16 protein-coding genes and 1 riboswitch are annotated in these 19,731 nt (G+C 42.6%); of the genes, 10 read left to right on the plus strand and 6 right to left on the minus strand.

Annotation, left to right across the window (positions count from 1 at the left end; translation table 11 throughout):
- Positions 1-36: 36 nt before the first annotated feature.
- The 8 genes from WMO37_RS10565 (at position 37) to WMO37_RS10600 (ending at position 8,884) form a co-directional block, all read left to right on the plus strand.
- Complete coding sequence (locus WMO37_RS10565; RefSeq protein WP_349154982.1) at positions 37-1,377, plus strand: MATE family efflux transporter; 1,341 nt, start codon at positions 37-39, stop codon at positions 1,375-1,377.
- Between the two features lie 99 nt (positions 1,378-1,476).
- Positions 1,477-1,579: riboswitch (THF riboswitch) on the plus strand.
- Positions 1,580-1,711: 132 nt separating this feature from the next.
- Complete coding sequence (locus WMO37_RS10570; RefSeq protein WP_349154983.1) at positions 1,712-2,194, plus strand: HD domain-containing protein; 483 nt, start codon at positions 1,712-1,714, stop codon at positions 2,192-2,194.
- A 38-nt stretch (positions 2,195-2,232) separates the two neighbouring features.
- Positions 2,233-3,039 carry a dihydropteroate synthase gene (folP, locus tag WMO37_RS10575; protein WP_227090925.1) on the plus strand — a complete coding sequence of 269 codons (807 nt, stop codon included), beginning with the start codon at positions 2,233-2,235 and terminating at the stop codon, positions 3,037-3,039.
- 63 nt (positions 3,040-3,102) lie between these two features.
- Positions 3,103-3,927 (plus strand): 2-amino-4-hydroxy-6-hydroxymethyldihydropteridine diphosphokinase, encoded by an 825-nt coding sequence (gene folK, locus WMO37_RS10580; protein WP_022432451.1) that lies wholly within the window; start codon positions 3,103-3,105, stop codon positions 3,925-3,927.
- Between the two features lie 22 nt (positions 3,928-3,949).
- A complete protein-coding gene (locus tag WMO37_RS10585; protein ID WP_022432450.1) occupies positions 3,950-5,233 on the plus strand; it encodes a bifunctional folylpolyglutamate synthase/dihydrofolate synthase in 1,284 nt (427 codons plus the stop codon).
- Positions 5,234-5,355: 122 nt separating this feature from the next.
- Complete coding sequence (gene uxuA, locus WMO37_RS10590; RefSeq protein WP_349154984.1) at positions 5,356-6,423, plus strand: mannonate dehydratase; 1,068 nt, start codon at positions 5,356-5,358, stop codon at positions 6,421-6,423.
- Between the two features lie 147 nt (positions 6,424-6,570).
- On the plus strand, positions 6,571-8,178 hold the full coding sequence (locus WMO37_RS10595; RefSeq protein ID WP_349154985.1) for a mannitol dehydrogenase family protein: 1,608 nt from the start codon (positions 6,571-6,573) through the stop codon (positions 8,176-8,178).
- 43 nt (positions 8,179-8,221) lie between these two features.
- On the plus strand, positions 8,222-8,884 hold the full coding sequence (locus WMO37_RS10600; protein WP_349154986.1) for a GntR family transcriptional regulator: 663 nt from the start codon (positions 8,222-8,224) through the stop codon (positions 8,882-8,884).
- 30 nt (positions 8,885-8,914) lie between these two features.
- On the opposite strand, the gene WMO37_RS10605 is transcribed toward WMO37_RS10600, so the two are convergent.
- Positions 8,915-10,135, minus strand: a complete 1,221-nt coding sequence (locus WMO37_RS10605; RefSeq protein WP_349154987.1) for an AraC family transcriptional regulator — start codon at positions 10,133-10,135, stop codon at positions 8,915-8,917.
- A gap of 453 nt (positions 10,136-10,588) precedes the next feature.
- Here WMO37_RS10605 and WMO37_RS10610 point away from each other — a divergent pair, with 453 nt between their 5' ends.
- Positions 10,589-11,986, plus strand: coding sequence for an MFS transporter (locus tag WMO37_RS10610; protein ID WP_022432445.1), 1,398 nt, complete (start codon positions 10,589-10,591; stop codon positions 11,984-11,986).
- Between the two features lie 77 nt (positions 11,987-12,063).
- Positions 12,064-13,896, plus strand: a complete 1,833-nt coding sequence (gene uidA / locus WMO37_RS10615) for a beta-glucuronidase (protein WP_022432444.1) — start codon at positions 12,064-12,066, stop codon at positions 13,894-13,896.
- 123 nt (positions 13,897-14,019) lie between these two features.
- Here the strand turns inward: uidA and nspC are convergent, their stop codons facing one another.
- The 5 genes from nspC to WMO37_RS10640 all read right to left on the minus strand — a co-directional run bounded on the left by nspC (position 14,020) and on the right by WMO37_RS10640 (position 19,723).
- Positions 14,020-15,231, minus strand: a complete 1,212-nt coding sequence (gene nspC / locus WMO37_RS10620; protein WP_349154988.1) for a carboxynorspermidine decarboxylase — start codon at positions 15,229-15,231, stop codon at positions 14,020-14,022.
- Positions 15,231-16,490, minus strand: a complete 1,260-nt coding sequence (locus WMO37_RS10625; RefSeq protein WP_022432442.1) for a saccharopine dehydrogenase family protein — start codon at positions 16,488-16,490, stop codon at positions 15,231-15,233. The genes nspC and WMO37_RS10625 overlap by 1 nt, the downstream gene beginning before the upstream one ends.
- A gap of 65 nt (positions 16,491-16,555) precedes the next feature.
- The gene (gene speB, locus WMO37_RS10630) at positions 16,556-17,407 is read right to left on the minus strand and encodes an agmatinase (protein ID WP_349154989.1); all 852 of its coding nucleotides are present in this window, start codon (positions 17,405-17,407) and stop codon (positions 16,556-16,558) included.
- Positions 17,404-18,258, minus strand: coding sequence for a polyamine aminopropyltransferase (gene speE, locus WMO37_RS10635; protein WP_022432440.1), 855 nt, complete (start codon positions 18,256-18,258; stop codon positions 17,404-17,406). Before speE ends, speB begins: the two co-directional genes overlap by 4 nt.
- Positions 18,242-19,723 (minus strand): aminotransferase class I/II-fold pyridoxal phosphate-dependent enzyme, encoded by a 1,482-nt coding sequence (locus WMO37_RS10640; protein WP_022432439.1) that lies wholly within the window; start codon positions 19,721-19,723, stop codon positions 18,242-18,244. The genes speE and WMO37_RS10640 overlap by 17 nt, the downstream gene beginning before the upstream one ends.
- Positions 19,724-19,731 lie beyond the last annotated feature (8 nt).

Genomic DNA, 19,731 nt, shown 5'->3' on the forward strand with positions numbered 1-19,731 from the left:
CGGCTAAAAGCTGTGGATTTATGGAGGAATAGAATAATGTCAAAGGATGAATATTTAATTACAGATGCACCTCTTAAAGCATTGACTGTTTTTGCAATGCCTATGATTCTGGGAAGCTTTTTCCAACAGATATATAATATGGCTGATTCAATTATTGTGGGTCAGTTTGTCGGTTCTTCTGCACTTGCGGCAGTTGGAGCCTGTGCTGCGCTTACGAATGTATTCATTTGTGTGGCACTTGGTGCCGGTGTAGGTGCAGGGGTGCTTGTGAGCCGCTACTTTGGTGCCAGGGATTATAGTAAAATGAAAACAATCGTATCAACATCATTGATTAGTTTTCTGATTCTAAGCATACTTCTGGGTGTATTTGGTTTTGGATTTTCTAATATAATGATGAATGCATTACAGACACCTGCTGATATACTGGATGAAGCAGTATTATACCTGCGTGTTTATTTTGTAGGATTTCCGTTTTTGTTTATGTATAATATCCTTTCAACGATGTTCACCTCAATCGGTGAGTCAAAGATTCCGCTGGGACTTCTGATATTTTCTTCTATTCTGAATATTTTTATGGATTTTTGGATGGTAGCAGGCTTAAGGCTTGGCGTGTTTGGTGCAGCGCTTGCAACGCTGATTGCACAGGGGATTTCTGCTGTTTTTTCACTTCTGATTTTCTTTTGCCGGATGCGCCGGTATAAAAGCAGCTTTAAACGGTTTGACAGGCAGGAGTTATATTCAATGCTTCAAATTGCTGTACCATCTGTTTTGCAGCAGTCTACAGTATCTATTGGCATGATGATAGTACAGGCGGTTGTAAATCCATTCGGTACACAGGCGCTTGCAGGTTATTCGGCAACAATGAGAGTAGAAAATGTTTTTTCCCTGATTTTTGTATCCATTGGAAATGCCGTTTCACCATATGTTTCCCAGAATCTGGGTGCAAAACAGAACCAGCGTATCAAAAAAGGATACCATGCTGCAATTGTATTAGATATATGTTTTGCAGTTCTTGCCTTTATAGTGATTGAAACATTACATACTCAGATTTCTTCGTTATTCCTGGGTAAGGATGGAACCGATTTAGCATATCAGGTGTCCGGGGATTATATGAAATGGCTTGGCTATTTTTTCATCTTTATGGGTATCAAGATGGCAACAGACGGGGTTCTTCGTGGACTTGGAATCATGCGGCCATTCCTCATTGCTAATATGGTAAATCTTGCAATCCGTCTGTTGGTTGCCCTTATATGTGCTCCGCGTTTTGGCATTGCATATGTATGGCTTGCTGTACCGGCCGGCTGGTTTGCCAACTTTCTAATTTCCTATGCGGCACTCAGAAAATCATGGCCGGCTGAAAAACCAGCCGGATTTTAATAAAACTGCAAATTACAATGTATAACGCCCTGTTAAAAACAGGATTGACAATTGGCAGTATAACAGATATAGTAAAAGATGCAAAAACAAATAGATGTGAACAGAGTAGAAGTCATGCGTAAAGTGTCAATGGACGGGAAGTTGCCATTGGACGAAAAATCCCTGTAAAGCGGATTTGCGATGTGCCTTCGCATCCGCTGTCAGAAAATATAAAGCATTCATTTCCTGAGAACGGGTATGAATGCTTTTTTGTTTACATAAAAAAAGAGGAAAAGATGGAGAGTGAAAAAATAAAAGCGGGTGTCCGGCTGATATTAGAAGGATTGGTGAAGACATGAAACGTGTAAATCTAATATATAGACATCCTTTATATCAGAAAAAATATAATGCGCTGCAAAAGGCTGAGGAACACCGGGAATTTTGTAATCATACGCTGGAGCATTTTCTGGATGTAGCAAGACTGATGTATATTTATTCGGTGGAACAGGAACTGTCCATATCAAAAGAGGTCATATATGCAGCGGCATTTATGCATGATATCGGAAGAATAGATCAGATAGAAAAAGGGATTCCACATGAAATGGCGGGAGCGGCCCTGTGTGACAGAATCCTGCCGGACTGCGGTTTTGCAAAAGAAGAAATCAGCCTGATAAAGGACTTTATTCTACATCACCGGATAAAAGACACCGGCGCGGACACGCCTTTATACGAAATGTTATACTGGGCGGATAAGAAATCAAGAAACTGTTTTGCGTGCGCGGCGCAGGCGGAATGTAACTGGGACAGACAGAAGATGAATCTGGAAATTGATTATTAATAAGCTGCAGGCAGCAGCAGATAAGGAATGGAGATTGTATGAAAATAGGTAATAAAGAGTTTGATTTAAGCAGCCACTGTTATATAATGGGAATTTTGAATGTAACACCGGATTCTTTTTCGGATGGCGGTAAATTTAATACGCTGGATGCAGCATTAAAGCATACAGAGGAAATGATACGGGATGGAGCGGACGTCATTGATATCGGAGGGGAATCCACCAGGCCGGGACATGTAGTGATTTCTGAAGAAGAAGAAATTGCAAGGGTAACGCCGGTGATTGAGGCGGTGAAAAAGCATTTTGATATTCCGGTTTCAATTGATACCTATAAGGGGAAGGTCACACTTGCGGCATTGCAGGCGGGAGCGGACCTTGTAAATGATATCTGGGGCTTTAAGCATGACCCGGAAGTCGCAGCATATACAGCAAAATATAATGCGGCATGCTGCCTTATGCATAACAGGAATGAAGCCGTATATGATGATTTTCAAAAAGATTTTATCCGGGATATGCAGGAGTGCATTGCAATTGCAAAGAAAGCCAATGTACCCGATGATAAGATTATGCTGGACCCCGGCGTGGGATTTGGCAAAACGTATGAAATGAATCTTGAGATTATCAATCATCTTGAAATCATGAAGCAGCTCAATTATCCGGTATTACTTGGAACGTCCAGAAAATCCGTGATTGGACTGACACTTGATTTACCGGCGGACGAGCGGGTGGAGGGAACACTGGCGACAACGGTTATCGGTGTCATGAAAGGCTGTTCCTTTGTAAGAGTTCACGATGTAAAAGAAAATTACAGAATTATTAAGATGACAGAGGCAATCCTGTCAAAATAATAACAAAGATGGCAGATGAGAAATCGCCGCTTTACAACAAGCTGTTTAGAAATGAGGATTAACGTGGATAAAATTTCAATTGATAAATTAGTTGTGTTTGGAAACCATGGTGTTTTTGAAGCCGAGAATATGTTAGGACAGAAATTTCTGGTTTCTGTCGTGGTGTATACCGATACCCGGAAAGCGGGATTGACGGATGATCTGGCGTGTTCCGTAAATTATGGGGATGTAAGCCGGGATATTTTAAAGTTCTTTCAGAATAATACATTTAAACTGATTGAAACCGTTGCCGAGAAACTTGCACAGGAATTACTGCTGCGGTATGATTTGGCGGAAAAAGTAGATGTGAAAATAGAAAAACCGTGGGCACCTGTTGCGATTCCCGTAGACAGTGTCAGTGTTGAAATATCAAGAGGATGGCACAGGGCATATATTGCAACCGGGTCGAACATGGGCGATAAAAAAGCATATCTTGACGAAGCTGTAGAAAAACTAAAAAACCATTCGTATTGTAAGGTCGTAAAGGTATCCGATTATATTACGACAGAGCCTTACGGCGGTGTTGAACAGGATGTCTTTTTAAATGGGGCATTAGAGATTAAAACACTGCTGTATCCGGAAGAACTGCTGGCGCTTCTTAACAGAATTGAGGCAGAAGCGGGGCGTGAACGGACCATACACTGGGGACCGAGGACATTGGATCTGGACATTTTGTTTTACGATGACTGTATCATAGATACCCCTGCGCTGACCGTGCCGCATATAGATATGCAGAACCGCGGTTTTGTATTAATTCCGATGGCACAGATTGCGCCGTATCACAGACATCCGGTTTTAGGCTGCACGGTAGGACAGCTGTTAAGCAGACTGGATGGTTCATTATCATAAATTTAAAATCAAGAGGAAAAGTATGATATATACAGAAGCAGAGCATTTTATAAAGGAATCACATAACGGAGTCATAAGGCTTGGTCTTGGCAGAATAGAAGAATTACTGGAAAGACTGGGCTGTCCGCAGAAAAAGCTTAAATTTATCCATGTTGCGGGAACTAATGGAAAAGGTTCTGTGTGTGCCATGACAGCAGAAATTCTTAAAGCGGCAGGATATAAGACAGGGCTTTTTACATCGCCGGTGATATCTGTGTACCGGGAACAGTTCAGGATAAACGGAGAAATGATTTCCGAAGAAGAATTTGTAAGATATGCAGAGTTGGTAAGAAATGCATGCGCAAAGATGACAGATGTTCCGTCTGAATTTGAAAAGGCTGTGGCACTCGCTTTTTTATATTTTAATGAAAACAGGTGTGATTTTGTGGTGCTGGAAGTCGGCATGGGCGGTTGTGATGATGCAACCAATGTAATTGAAGTTCCGGAGGTTGCAGCAATTGTCAATATTGATTATGACCATATGGGATTTCTGGGGACAACACTGGAAGAAATTGCGCAGAAAAAAGCAGGGATTATTAAAGAAAACGGAACGGTCGTAATAGCCGGACAGAGTGAAACCGTCATGAATGTACTGATAAAAAGATGTCAGGAAAAGAAAGCCGGTTTTAAAAGCACGGATGTACAAAATATTAAAATTACGGACAGAAGCATACATGGACAGACCTTTGGGTATAAACAGTATGCAGGCATAAGACTTTCTTTATTGGGAGATTATCAGTGTGAAAATGCTGCGGTTGTACTGGAAATAATGGACTGTCTGATCCGGAAGGGATATCGGATACCGGTAAATGCAGTTTATGACGGAATGAAAAACGTTTACTGGCAGGGGCGGTTTGAAATTTTGTCAGAAGCACCGCTGTTTATTGTTGATGGTGCGCATAACCCGGATGGAATCAATGCGCTGCGCTCAAATTTAGAAAACTACTTTGCAGGCGAAAAGTTTATTTTTATAACAGGAATCCTGCGCGACAAGGATTCCTGTCAGATGCTTAGGACAATGCTTCCATACGCAGCCGCTTTTATCACGATTGCACCGGACAGCCCGCGTGCCATGAGTGCGGATGAGTGCGCAGATGCAGTCAGAAAATGCGGTTATACAGGAGCAGTATCTGTAATGGATACCATAGAGGAAGCAGTTCAGTTGGCATATAGGATGAGTCAAAAGAAAAATACCGGCGTGTGTGCGTTTGGTTCTTTATACAGTGTGGGAGCAATAAGCAGGGCAGGGACAATGAAGCTGCGATAAAACAATTTTAATAAATAACCTTCTTGTATAAAAAAATACATTGACATGTTAGCACTGACATGTTAGTATGATGATAACAAAGAAATAAGACATGTATTTTATATTTAAGGAGGTATTTTATAATGGAGATGACGTTAAGGTGGTACGGACCGGGATATGACAGTGTTACCCTTAAGCAGATCAGACAGATTCCGGGAGTAAAGAATGTCATTACGACGCTTTTTGGAAAGCAGGCAGGGGAACTATGGCTGCCAAAGGAAATCGCAGAGCTTAAAAAGATTGTCAACGATGCAGGACTTGGAATTGCAGGGATTGAATCTGTGAATGTGTCAGATGACATTAAGATTGGAACTGCAAAAAGAGATGAGCATATTGATAATTATATTAAAACGCTGCAGGCACTGGGCGAAGCGGATATTCATATGGTATGTTATAATTTTATGCCTGTATTTGACTGGACGCGGACAGAGCTTGCAAGGGTACGGCCGGACGGCTCGACGGTATTGGCATATAATCAGGACACCGTAGATATGATTGATCCGGAACATATGAGGGAATCCGTTGAAAAAATGTCCAATGGCTTTGTAATGCCGGGATGGGAACCGGAGAGATTAGACAGATTAAAAGAGCTTTTTGAAATGTACCGGGATGTTGATGCAGAAAAGTTGTTTGATAATCTTGTATATTTTCTGGAAGCAATCGGACCGGTATGTGAAAAGTATGATATTAAAATGGGAATTCATCCGGATGATCCGGCATGGCCGATTTTTGGCCTCCCAAGAATTATGACAGGAAAGGATTCAGTTACCCGTCTTCTTGATGCAGTTGATAAGCCGTATAATGGAATTACTCTTTGTACAGGTTCATTTGGTTCAAACCAGAATAATGATATTTGTGAGATTATTAAGGCATGCAGAGGCAGAATTCCGTTTGCCCATGTAAGGAATCTTAAATATAATTCACCGAGGGATTTTGAAGAGGCTGCACATTTATCATCAGATGGCTCAATGGATATGTATAAGATTATTAAGACTTTATATGATACCGGATTTGATGGGGCAATAAGACCGGATCATGGCAGAATGATATGGGATGAAGTTGCAATGCCGGGATATGGTCTGTATGACAGGGCATTGGGAGCAACTTATCTGAATGGCTTATGGGAAGCCGTAGACAAGTCAGGACAGTAATTTGCTTATACGGTATGTTGTAACGCAGATATTACACAGCCGGTTGTTTCTGAGCAAAAACAACCGGCTATAATGGCAGATGGGAAATTATCTTTGCGGATATCTCATTGCATTTTCGTAACAGGCTGCTCAGAAATGAGGATGAATATGAAACTTTCAATAGATGGAATTAAAGATAAAACAGCATGGGAAGAGGCAGGTATAAAACTGCCGGCATATGATGTCAGAAAGGTAGCAGAGAATACAAAGGCATCACCGGTATGGGTTCATTTTGGTATTGGCAATATCTTTAGAATTTTTATAGGCGGAATTGCTGATTCGTTAATTGAGCAGGGGGTGTCAGATAAAGGGATTACATGCGTGGAGACCTTTGATTTTGATGTTGTGGATAAGATTTATGAGCCGTTTGACAATCTTGTTATGGCGGTTACACTAAAAGAAGACGGAAGTACAGACAAGAGGGTACTCGGTTCTCTTACGGAAGCGGTGAAGGCACAGTCGGCATCAAGGCAAGCCTGGTCAAGATTAAAGGAGATTTTTGCAAATCCGCAGCTTGAGATGATCTCATTTACAATTACAGAGAAGGGATATGCCCTGCGTGATGCAAAGGGTGCATTTTTCCCATTTATCCAGAGTGATATAGATAATGGACCGGATAAGGCGGTATCGGCAATGGCAGTTGTGGCAGCACTTTTATTTGAAAGATTTAATACATGTAAAGCACCGCTTGCGGTCGTTTCTATGGATAACTGTTCACATAATGGAGAAAAGCTGAGAAATTCAATAACGGAAATGGTCCGCGAGTGGCAGAAAAAGGGCTATGTAGGACAGGATTTTGCGGACTATGTCAATGATGAAAATGTAATATCATTTCCATGGTCCATGATAGATAAAATAACACCAAGACCGGCAGATTCAGTGGCTGCAGCATTAGAGCAGGCAGGAGTTGAACAGATGAAGCCTGTGATTACGTCTAAGAAGACTTATATTGCGCCATTTGTTAATGCGGAAGGACCACAATATCTGGTTATTGAAGACAGATTTCCAAATGGAAGACCACAGCTTGAAAAAGCAGGTGTGTATATGACAGACAGGGATACTGTTAATAAAGTGGAGCGGATGAAGGTGACGACCTGTCTGAATCCGCTGCATACAGCACTCGCAGTATATGGATGCATTCTGGGATATAATCTTATTGCAGATGAAATGAAGGATAAGGAACTTTCAGAGCTTGTAAGACGGATAGGATTGGTTGAAGGGATGCCGGTGGTTACGGATCCGGGTATCATTTCGCCTGAAAAATTTGCAGATGAGGTACTTCATGTAAGAATACCGAATCCATTTATGCCGGATACACCGCAGAGAATTGCAACGGATACATCACAAAAAGTTGGCATACGATATGGCGAAACGATTAAAGCATACGTTGAAAAAGAGGGAAGTGCAGAATCACTTACGGCAATACCGCTTGCAATTGCCGGATGGTGCCGGTATCTTCTTGGCGTTGATGACAATGGAGAAAGCTTTGAATTGTCAGCAGACCCTATGGCAGAAGAATTAAAGGCACAGCTTGATGGTGTAAGATTTGCAGAACCATCGTCCTATACAGGCCAGCTTAAAAATTTATTGTCAAATGCGAATATATTTGGTATAAATTTATATGAAGCGGGAATCGGTGATAAAATTGAAGAACTGTTTGTTGAAGAAATTGCAGGAAAAGGTGCAGTAAGAGCAACACTTAAAAAATATCTGTAATGTAGAACAGGCGGTTTCTTATGGATGGAAAGGCTGCGAAGCGATGGAAAAATCATTAAATGAAGAAACTTATGAAAAGCTGAAATATGACATCATGAATTTCAGGCTGTTGCCAGGAGATTCCATCAGTGCCCAGAAAGTTGCACTGCGGTATGATGTGTCAAGAACACCGGCAAGAGAAGCCATTGTGAATCTTGAGAAAGAAGGTCTTTTAAAGATTATTCCACAGTCCGGGACCTATGTGGCATGTATTAACTGCAGACGTTCTGCACAGGAGTGGTTTGTCAGAAAAAGTCTTGAGATGGGCATGGTTGATGCTGTTTTTGAAAATGCGGACAGTGAGCTGCTTGACAAAATGGCGATTCTGAATGAAAGACTGATTCATTACACGGAAGAAAATGAAAAAATTCCAAGAATAGAGATTGATAATGCGTTTCATGAGTTGATTTATGAGTGTTCCGGAGAATTGCTTGCCAAAAATATCATTCAGACACAGATGAGCCATTATAACAGAATCAGATATCTTGCAGAGTTGAATAGTTCTATCAGTGCAAAAACAAACGATGAACATGAGATGCTTATAGAAGCTATTAAAAAAAAGGACAAAAGAATGTATCTTAGAGTTATAAAGGCACATATCAGCAGAATTTTTAATGAACTGGACAAATTGAAGGGAATTTATCCACAGTATTTTGAGAAAGAGTAAAAAAAGCATTGAAAACCCATATCTGGGTTTTCAATGCTTTTTTTGTATCAATTCACGGTATTGTGTAGGTGTTTTATTTTTTGTTTTTTTAAACAGCTTCGTAAAGTAATTGACATCATTTATTCCACACTGGACAGCAATATCTTGAATGGGAAGCATGGTAGTATTAAGAAGATAAATAGCATGATCCATCCGTTTGCCATTGACGTAATTTGTCAGGGTGGTACCGGTTTCTTTTTTAAACAGTGTCGACAGATAGCTGCTGTTTAAAGAAAATTCAGTGGAAATTGCAGTAAGGCTTAAATCTGCTGTCAGGTTAAAGGATATATAATTAATGATATTCTGTACGGGTTTGCTGTATGTCCGCAGCGAATAAGACTGCACCAGCATGCAGTATCGTCGTGTAATATCGTTTTCAAGGGCTTCGAGCTGGGCAATGGAAGTGCAGGCCTCAATTTTAATTGCAAATTTACGCGATATTTCATCCAGATGAACGGGATGTACATAAGCAGACTGGGCAGCTTTGCGGCAGATGGTATTAAGAATAATCATAAAATTCTTTCTGTCGCGTATGGTGTCTGTCAGGCGCGGCTTTATATCAGAAGCATTGAGATGCCTCATATTTTCAATGGATTTGTAATCTCCGTGTGCAATAGATTCCATGAGCAGGGTTTCTTCCTTATACCGCATTTCCAGCATTTCTATAGATTGTCGTGTCGGTTCGGGTGTTTTGTCATTATACATATATTGTTCATTATTTTTTGTCAGAACACGTTTTTTTTCAATTGTAAAATGTGTCCACAATTTGCTGCACAGCGTATTTATAATACTTTCGATGCAGCGCTCATCTGTAAAAACAGGGAGGGCTGCATAGTATAACTGCATAAATTCATTGAACCGGGCCGGGATGGAATTGTAAGTGCATAGCTCCGTTATCCGCTGGTTGGTAAATTTTTCAAACGAAAAAGGTCCGGCGATAAATATTTTATCTGAATCCGGTAATTTTAAATAAATATATTCGCAGCAAAAGCTGTCGTGTATTATTAATATTGTATTATCCTTACTGTAAGTGCTGACGAAACGATTAAAATCATTCATCTGGCTGCGGTGGGCAGCATCATTCCATATCGTTTTTCGAAGACCGCCATCATACTGTTCGTTCCAGATAAATGGTGAATCGATAATATGGCATGAAATTTTCAGATGGGATAATATATCCATTGTATAATCTAAATATATTTTATAGTTCATATTACTCCCCATTTCTGAGCGACTTGTCGCGAAGATGCGATGAGAAATTCGCGTAGGCGGTTTCTCATCTGCAATCATGGCTATTTGTTTTCGCTACTCCCCGATAGTTATTTGTATATTTTGATCCATATGTGTAAAAATATTATAACAGAAGTTTACGTAAAAACCAAATTATAAAAAACATTCGGATAATAAGTATAATTTTATGCTGACGGATAAACATTAACATGTCAATAATATAAATCTAACATGTTAGTAGAATATTAATGCATTATAGTATAATTTTTACCATAAAAATTGCACAAACAAAAATTGTACTAATTATACTAAATTTAGTAATAACCGGAATCTGTAAAACACGTTATGATTAAACCATAGAAAAGAAAACAAAATATTTAAGGACGGTCTTTAAAAATTATAAGGTGTACAGGAGTACAGGAAACGGAGGATATTATGAAAGAGAATAACGGAAAGGTAAAGCCTTTCGGGATGAAGGACAGACTGGGCTACATGTTCGGGGACTTCGGTAATGATTTTACATTTATATTGTCAACAATGTTTTTGCTTAAGTTTTATACGGATGTCATGGGTGTTTCAGCAGCAATAGTCGGTCTGATGATGATGGCAGCCAGATTTGTGGATGCGGTCACGGATGTTACGATGGGACAGATTGTAGACAGAAGCAGACCCGGGAAGAAGGGTAAATTCGCTCCATGGATTCGAAGAATGTGTGGTCCGGTTGCTTTAGCATCATTTCTGATGTATGCAACATATTTTAAAGGAATGCCAATGGGCTTTAAGATTTTCTGGATGTTTTTCACATATCTGCTCTGGGGCAGTATATGTTATACAGGCGTTAATATTCCTTATGGTTCAATGGCATCAGCAATTTCGGATAATCCAACGGACAGAGCTTCTCTTTCCAACTGGAGAACAATTGGTGCAACACTTGCACAGACAGTGATTGGCGTCGTATTACCGCTTGCAGTATACTATACAGATGCAGCAGGTAATAAAGTATTATCCGGTGAGAAAATGATGATAGGTGCGCTTGTATGTTCTATCGGAGCAGTCATCTGTTATATGCTCTGCTATCATATGACAACAGAGAGAGTAAAGGTTGAGCAGAATACACAGAAGTTTTCATTTAAGGAGCTTATTAGTGAAATCGCCCATAACAAGGCATTAATTGGCATCATAGTATGTGCGTTATTATTCCTGCTTGCACAGTTATCACTTAGCAACATGAATAACTATATATATCCGAATTATTTTGGTAATGTTTCAGCGATGTCGCTGGCAAACCTGGCAGGAATGGTTGTTATACTTGTTCTTTCTACTTTTATAGTAAAGCTGTCAGCAAAGGTCGGTAAGAAAGAATTATCAGTGATTGGAAGTATAATAAGTGCAGCAGCATTTTTAATATTATTCTTTATTCACACAGATAATGTATGGGTATGGATTGTACTGGTACTGATATCATCAGTAGGAACCGCAATGTTTAATATGGTGATATGGGCTATGATTACAGATGTAATTGATGATTCAGAAGTAAGAACAGGTGTCCGTCAGGATGGAACCATATATTCAGTATATTCATTTGCAAGAAAGTTAGGACAGGCCTGTTCGTCAGGAATATCAGGGGTACTGCTCTCAATCATAGGTTATACGGCAGCTACGGCACATGATCCTAAGGTGGTAGACGGCATTTACAATGTAACCTGTCTTGTGCCGGCATTAGGAATGATACTTCTCTTCCTTGCATTACAGTTTTTATATCCTCTTAATAAGAAGAGAGTGGAAGAAAATGCAAAGATTCTTAAGGAAAGAAGAGAAGCGAAGGTGCAGTAATATTTCCGGGCATTTACTGCCGGACATATTGAAGAATAAAATTTATTAATAAGTTTAAATATCAGGAGGAATGAATTATGTTATATCCAATTTTAACACAGTCAAGATTATTAAGCGATTTAAGCGGAGTATGGGATTTTAAGTTAGACAATGGCAAGGGGTTTGACGAAAAGTGGTATGAGGCTCCATTAAAGGATGCAGATACAATGCCGGTTCCTGCTTCATATAACGATTTAAAAGAAGGCGTTGATTTCAGAGATCATTATGGATGGGTATTTTATCAAAGAAATATTTCGGTTCCCGCATATGTAAAGAGCCAGAGAATTGTGCTTCGTTGTGCAGCCGTAACACATTTTGCTAAGATTTATCTGAATGGCAAGTTAATCTGTGAGCATAAGGGTGGATTTCTTCCATTTGAAGTTGAATTAAATGATGTATTAGAAGATGGAGATAATCTTCTTACAATTGCCGTAAATAATGTTATTGATTATTCTACACTTCCTGTAGGCGGCAAGGCAAATATGATGAGTGGATTGATGGGAGGCGTAGGTCAGAGTGATTCCGGAAAGCCTCAGAATAATCCTAATTTTGACTTCTTTAACTATTGTGGTATTACAAGACCGGTTAAAATCTATACAACACCGAAGACATATATTCACGATATTACGGTGACATCAGATATTGACTTTGGAAAAGCTGTACCATCAGCAACACTTCATTATGAGGTAGATATTGAAGGGGCGGATAAAGATAATACAGCATGTAAAGTAGAAGTATTTGATGCAGAAGGCAAAAAGGTTGCCGAAGCAGATGGCATTTCAGGGGAAATAAAACTTGATACGGTAAGATTATGGCAGCCGTTAAATGCGTATCTTTACCGGATTAAGGTAACGGCAGGGGAAGATGTATATACACTTCCTTATGGAGTAAGAAGCGTAAGAGTAGATGGAATCAGATTCCTTATTAATGAAAAGCCATTTTATTTCAAGGGATATGGAAAGCATGAGGACACATTCCCAAATGGACGCGGAATAAATCTTCCTATGAATACCAAGGATATAGCGATTATGAAGTGGCAGCATGCGAACAGTTTCAGAACGAGCCATTATCCATATAGTGAAGAAATGATGAGACAGTGCGATGAAGAAGGCATTGTAGTGATTGATGAAACAACGGCAGTAGGTGTTAATCTTAAGTTTGGCGGCGGTGCAAACTTCGGCGGTGAAAGAATCAGCACATTTGATAAGGAACACGGGGTGCAGACACAGGAACATCATAAGGATGTTATCCGTGACCTCATATCCAGAGATAAGAATCATGCTTGTGTTGTAATGTGGAGTATTGCCAATGAACCGGATTCATCGGATGAGGGAGCATATGATTACTTTAAGCCATTATATGACCTTGCAAGGGAACTGGATCCACAGAAGCGTCCTTGTACACTGGTAAGTGTTCAGGGAACGACGGCTGATAATGACTGTTCCGCTAAGTTAAGTGATGTGATCTGTCTTAACCGTTATTATGGCTGGTATTTTGGCGGTCCTGACCTTGAAGTATCTGAAGAAGGACTTCGTAAGGAACTTACAGACTGGGGTAAGCTTGGTAAGCCGGTTATGTTTACGGAATATGGTGCAGATACAGTCAGCGGACTTCATGATACGACATCTGTTATGTATACAGAGGAATATCAGGTTGAGTATTACGAGATGAATAACAGGGTATTTGATGAATTTGATTATGTAGTAGGTGAGCAGGCATGGAACTTTGCAGACTTTGCTACAAGCCAGAGTTTATTAAGAGTCCAGGGGAATAAGAAGGGCTTATTCACAAGAGACAGAAAACCTAAGATGGTAGCACATTATTTCCGTAACAGATGGAATAACATTCCTGAATTTGGTTACAAAAAATAAATGAAGCGTTCTTTTTAGACAGCCGGTAAAAGCCATAAAAAAGACTTGCGTAAAAAAGGCGGTACCGTAAGGATAAAAATATCCTTGCGGTACCGCCTTTTACGGAACAATGCCGGAAGCATATTACCGGTATTTTCCAAGACGCATTTTAAAATCCGAATAGCCAAAATCGGTGAGTTTTACAAAAGCGCCGTCTGTCTGCATTTTGTAAATATCCGGGAGCGGCATACCGTTAAATGTATTATTTTTGCAGGTAGAATAAATTGCCATATCCTGAAACACCAGCAGACTGCCCTCATGTAAAGGCGCGGCAAACGTATAATCGCCAATCACATCTCCGGCAAGACAGGTAGGCCCGGCTAACCGGTATACAAAATCAGGATGCGTTGAATCTGCGTTTGTGGCAGGTTTATCTGTCACCGCTTTGGCACCATAAAGTGGCGGCATATACGGCATTTCAATCACATCCGGCATATGGCAGGCGGCACTGGTATCCAGAATGGCAATGTGTGTCCCATTGTTTTCAACAATGTCTAAAACGCGGGTAATGAGATAACCGGCATTTAAGGCAACGGCTTCACCCGGCTCAAGGTACACACACAGATTCCATTGATCCTGTGCATAGGTGATACATTTTTCAAGCCGTGTAATGTCATAATCGTTGCGGGTGATGTGGTGTCCGCCACCCATATTCAGCCATTTCATCTGCGGCAGAATATCACCGAAGCTGCGTTCCACGGCGGCGAGTGTTGTTTCCAAATCATCGGAATCCTGTTCACACAGCGTATGAAAATGCAGACCGTCAAGCAGGGAAATCCATTCACCTGTCATTTCACGGTTCCATACGGCGCGCGTTGTACCAAGGCGGCTGCCGGGCGCACACGGGTCATAGATCGCATGTCCGTCCTGTGTGGAACATTCAGGATTAATGCGCAGGCCGATGCTTTTGCCTGCCGCTTTTGCTTTTTGTGCAAATTTTTTAAACTGATGCGGCGAGTTAAAGACAATATGGTCCGCGTAAGTTAAAAGCTCCTCAAATTCATCATCGCGGTAAGCTCCGCAGAATACGTGAACTTCTTTATCCGGCATTTCTTCCGCACCGAGCCTTGCCTCGTAAAGTCCGCTGGCTTCCGTACCCGACAGGTATCCGGAAAGCAGCGGGTAAAAATCATAATTGGAGAATGCTTTTTGTGCAAGCAGAATTTTACAGCCTGTGTGTGCGGCAACGGAGGCAAGAATTTCTCCGTTATGCCGCAGGACATTCTCATCAATGATATAGGACGGTGTCGGTAATGTGCCGAAAAGGTCTGTTATATGCGTTGATTTTTGGCTCACTAGTCCACCAGTACCGGGTTGTGGTTTTCACGGCGAGGCAGACCGTATTTGTCGAGTGCATCAAGGAACGGGTCCGGGTCAAATTCTTCCACGGTGTAGACACCCGGCTTATCCCATTTCTTTGTCAGAAGCATTAACGCGCCGCACATGGCTGGTACGCCGGTCGTAAAGCTGATTGCCTGACTTTCCACTTCTTTGTAACATTCCTGATGGTCGCACACATTATAAATATAGTAGGTTTTGTCTTTGCCGTCTTTCTTTCCGGTGAAAATGCAGCCGATATTGGTTTTTCCGTGTGTACGTGGGCCAAGGCTTGCAGGGTCCGGCAGCAGTTCCTTTAAAAATTTAATCGGCACGATTTCATGCCCTTCAAAATTGACCGGAGTGGTTGAAAGCATACCCACATTTTCAAGGCATTTCATATGGGTCAGGTAGCTTTGTCCAAATGTCATAAAGAAGCGGATTCTTTTGACTTCCGGAATATTGACGGCGAGAGATTCCAGTTCCTCGTGGTGTAACAGATACATATCCTTTTCACCGACACTGTCAAAGTTATATTCACGCTTAATGCTCATCGCAGGAATTTCAACCCATTTGCCGTTTTCAATATAGCTGCCCGGAGCGGAAACCTCACGCAGGTTGACTTCCGGGTTGAAGTTCGTGGCAAAGGCATAGCCGTGGTCGCCGCCGTTGCAGTCCAGAATATCAATGGTATCAATTGTGTCAAATTCATGCTTTTTGGCATAGGCGCAGTAAGCCTGTGTAACACCCGGGTCAAAGCCGCAGCCAAGGAGTGCCGTCAGTCCCGCTTTTTCAAATTTTTCGCGGTAAGCCCACTGCCAGCTGTAGTCAAAGTAAGCGGAAAATCCGGCTTCCTTACAGCGTTTTTCATAAATGGCGCGCCACTTTGGGTCATCGGTATCTTCCGGTTCATAGTTGGCGGTATCCATGTAATTAACACCGCAGGCAAGGCAGGCATCCATAATTGTTAAATCCTGATACGGCAGGGCGATATTCATAACCAGCTCCGGCTGATAGGCTTTGATTAATGAAATCAGTTCGTCCACACTGTCTGCATCAACCTGTGCAGTTGTGATTTTTGTTGCGGTTTTGTCTTTAAGGCTTTCAGCTAAAGCATCACATTTTGATTTGGTACGGCTTGCAATACAGATTTCCGTAAAAATATCACTTGCCTGACAACATTTTCTGATAGCTACATTGGCAACGCCGCCGCAGCCGATAATTAAAACTCTACTCATACGAATCCTCTTTTCTATTACAACTTGTTGTGAAGCGAAAATCTTTGATATAAGGATTTTCGCGTTTAATACAGCGCCAGCAGCATTTCGCGCAGCACCTTACATGCGCAGGCGGTAGAAGCACCGCTTGTATCCAGCATCGGCGCAAGTTCATTGATGTCCGCGCCTACGACATTTGTCCGGCTGACGAGCAGCAGGGAAGTAAGAAGCTGCGGGAAGGTTACCCCTCCGGCTTCCGGTGTACCCGTGCCAGGAAAAACGGACGGGTCCAGACAGTCTAAATCCACGGTCAGATAAACCGGTGTATTATCCTTTTTCAGCTGGGCGGTCAGCGCTTCCAGTCCGTCAAAATCAAACGGGTGCATATCTGTATGTTCTTTTGCAAATGCAAATTCTGACCGTTCACCGCTCCGGATACAAAACTGGTGAATCCGTCCGTCCCCTACAAGGTCAAAACAGCGGCGCATGACGCAGGCATGGCTTAATTTAGCGCCAAGGTAGTCATCACGCAAATCAGCATGGGCATCAAAGTGAATAATATGCAGACCGGGGTATTTGGCAAGGACGGCACGCACATTTGCCAGTGTCACCAGATGTTCGCCGCCGATTAGAAGCGGCAGTTTATTATCGTTTACAATCTGTGCCGCCGTTTTTTCAATGTCAGCCAGTGCCGATTCGGCAGAACCGAAACAAAGCTCTAAATCGCCGCAGTCAAATACGGAGATATCTTCCAGATCTTTATCCTGATACGGGCTGTACGTTTCCAGCCCGAAGCTTTCGTGGCGGATCGCGGCTGAGCCGAAGCGCGCACCGGGGCGGAAACTGGTGGTGGAATCAAACGGTGCACCGAATAAGACAATCCGTGCAGCAGCATAATCCGCGTCACAGCCGATAAATGTTTCAACATTTTGTTTCATGCTTCAACCTCCTCAAGCATTTTTTCAAGATAGGCAGGCAGATAAAACGAACCGATATGTAACTTGGTGGTGTAGTAGTTCGTGCTTAAATGCAGTGCCTGCCACTGACGGGCTTCAAAGTCGTCAACCGGGTGGTATTTTTTGCTGGCAAAGCCAAACAGCCAGTAACCGGCGGCATATGTCGGAATATGTGCCTGATAAACGCGGCTGATTGGGAATGTATTCACAATCCGTTTGTGGCTTCTTTGCATGGCTTCCGCATCGTGCTTGTAAAACGGACTGCCCTGCTGGTTGACCATAATGCCGTCTTCACGCAGTGCGTTGTAGCAGATACCGTAAAATTCGCGTGTAAAATATCCCTCTGACGGACCAAACGGGTCGTTGGAATCGACAATAATCAGGTCATATTCATTGGAACAGCGGCGGATAAACCGCAATGCATTGTCAAAATAAATATGCACACGGCTGTCATCTAATCGGCACGCATTTTCCGGCAGATAGGCACGGCACGCTTCAATTACTTCGCCGTCCATTTCCACGAGGTCAATGCGTTCTACGCGGTCATAGCGGGTCAGTTCCTTTACGACACCGCCGTCCCCTGCACCGATGACTAAAATATCCTTTGCATTTTTATGGACGGACATCGGAACGTGTGTAATCATTTCATCGTAAATAAATTCGTCCCGCTCGGTAAGCATGACGTTGCCGTCCAATGCCAGCACTCTGCCGAATTCCGGGGTATCAAAAATATCAATCTGCTGATATTCGCTTTTCTTTGAATATAAATGGCGGTTCACGCGCAGGCTGTGTTTGACGTCCGGCGCATGACATTCGCTAAACCATAATTCCATGAGGTTTTCCTCCGTCTGTTAAAATGTTGATATGCTCGATTTTCGGGTCTTCCGGACCGGTCATGGAACAGCCCTTTGACTTGGCATATTCAATATAATCAAGAATTTCACCGGTAATACGCTCGCCCGGTGCCAAAATCGGGATTCCCGGCGGATAGCACATGACAAATTCACTGCATACCGCACCGGCGCTTTCACGTATCGGTACGCTTTTCTTTTGTGCGTAAAATGCTTCCTGCGGACTGCATACAACCTCCGGGTCGATATACTCCTGACTTAACAGACCGGCAGAATCTTTCTGATACCGTCTGCGGATTTCCGCAAGCGCGCTCACAAGCCGTTCCAGCTCCTGCGGACGGTCGCCGATAGAAAGGTAGGCAAGAATATTTCCGATGTCGCCAAATTCAATCTGGATGTCGTATTCGTCCCGTAAAATGTCATAGACCTCGATTCCCGCAAGACCGATGTCACGGGTGTGGACACTTAACTTTGTCGGGTCAAAGTCGTAGATAGAATTGCCGTTTATCAGCTCCCTGCCAAAGGCGTAATAACCACCGACCGCATTAATTTCCTCGCGGGCGTAATCTGCCATTTCAATGACTTTACGGAAAACCTCCCTGCCGCGCAGTGCGAGATTGCGGCGGCTGATGTCAAGACTGGACATTAAAAGGTAACTGCCGGAGGTCGTCTGTGTCAGGTTGATAATCTGGCGCACATGTCCGGGATTCATATTCGGACCGGTTAAAAGCAGGCTCGACTGCGTTAAGCTTCCGCCGCTTTTGTGCATGGAAACTGCCGCCATATCTGCGCCTGCCGCCATTGCGGAAACCGGCATATTTTCACCAAAGTAAAAGTGTGTGCCGTGTGCTTCGTCGGCAAGACAGAGCATTCCGGCGCGGTGTGCCATATCGACGATAGCGCGGATATCGCTGCAGATACCGTAGTAGGTCGGGTTGTTTACTAAGACCGCAACGGCATCCGGGTGCTTTTCGATGGCATTTTGTACCTGCTCACGGCTCATGCCGAGTGAAATGCCAAGGCGGTGATCCACATCGGGATTGACATACACGGGAATCGCACCGCATAAAACCAGCGCATTAATTACACTTCGGTGGACGTTTCGTGGCAGGATAATTTTATCGCCGCGTTTACAGCAGGATAAAACCATGCTCTGTACGGAGCTTGTTGTGCCGCCGACCATTAAAAAGGCATGGGCTGCGCCAAAGGCCTCTGCGGCAAGAATTTCCGCTTCTCGGATAACGGAAACGGGGTGGCATAAATTGTCAAGCGGCTTCATGCTGTTGACATCAATGCCAACGCACTGTTGACCGAGAAATTCCGTAAGTTCCGGGTTGCCCCTGCCGTGTTTGTGACCCGGGACATCAAACGGAACGACACGCATTTCGCGGAATTTCTGGAGCGCCTCGTAAATCGGCGCTCTGGACTGGTTGGATAAATTTTTCATAGTACACC

The organism is Lachnospira intestinalis (assembly GCF_040095895.1).
Lineage (GTDB): Bacteria > Bacillota > Clostridia > Lachnospirales > Lachnospiraceae > Lachnospira > Lachnospira intestinalis.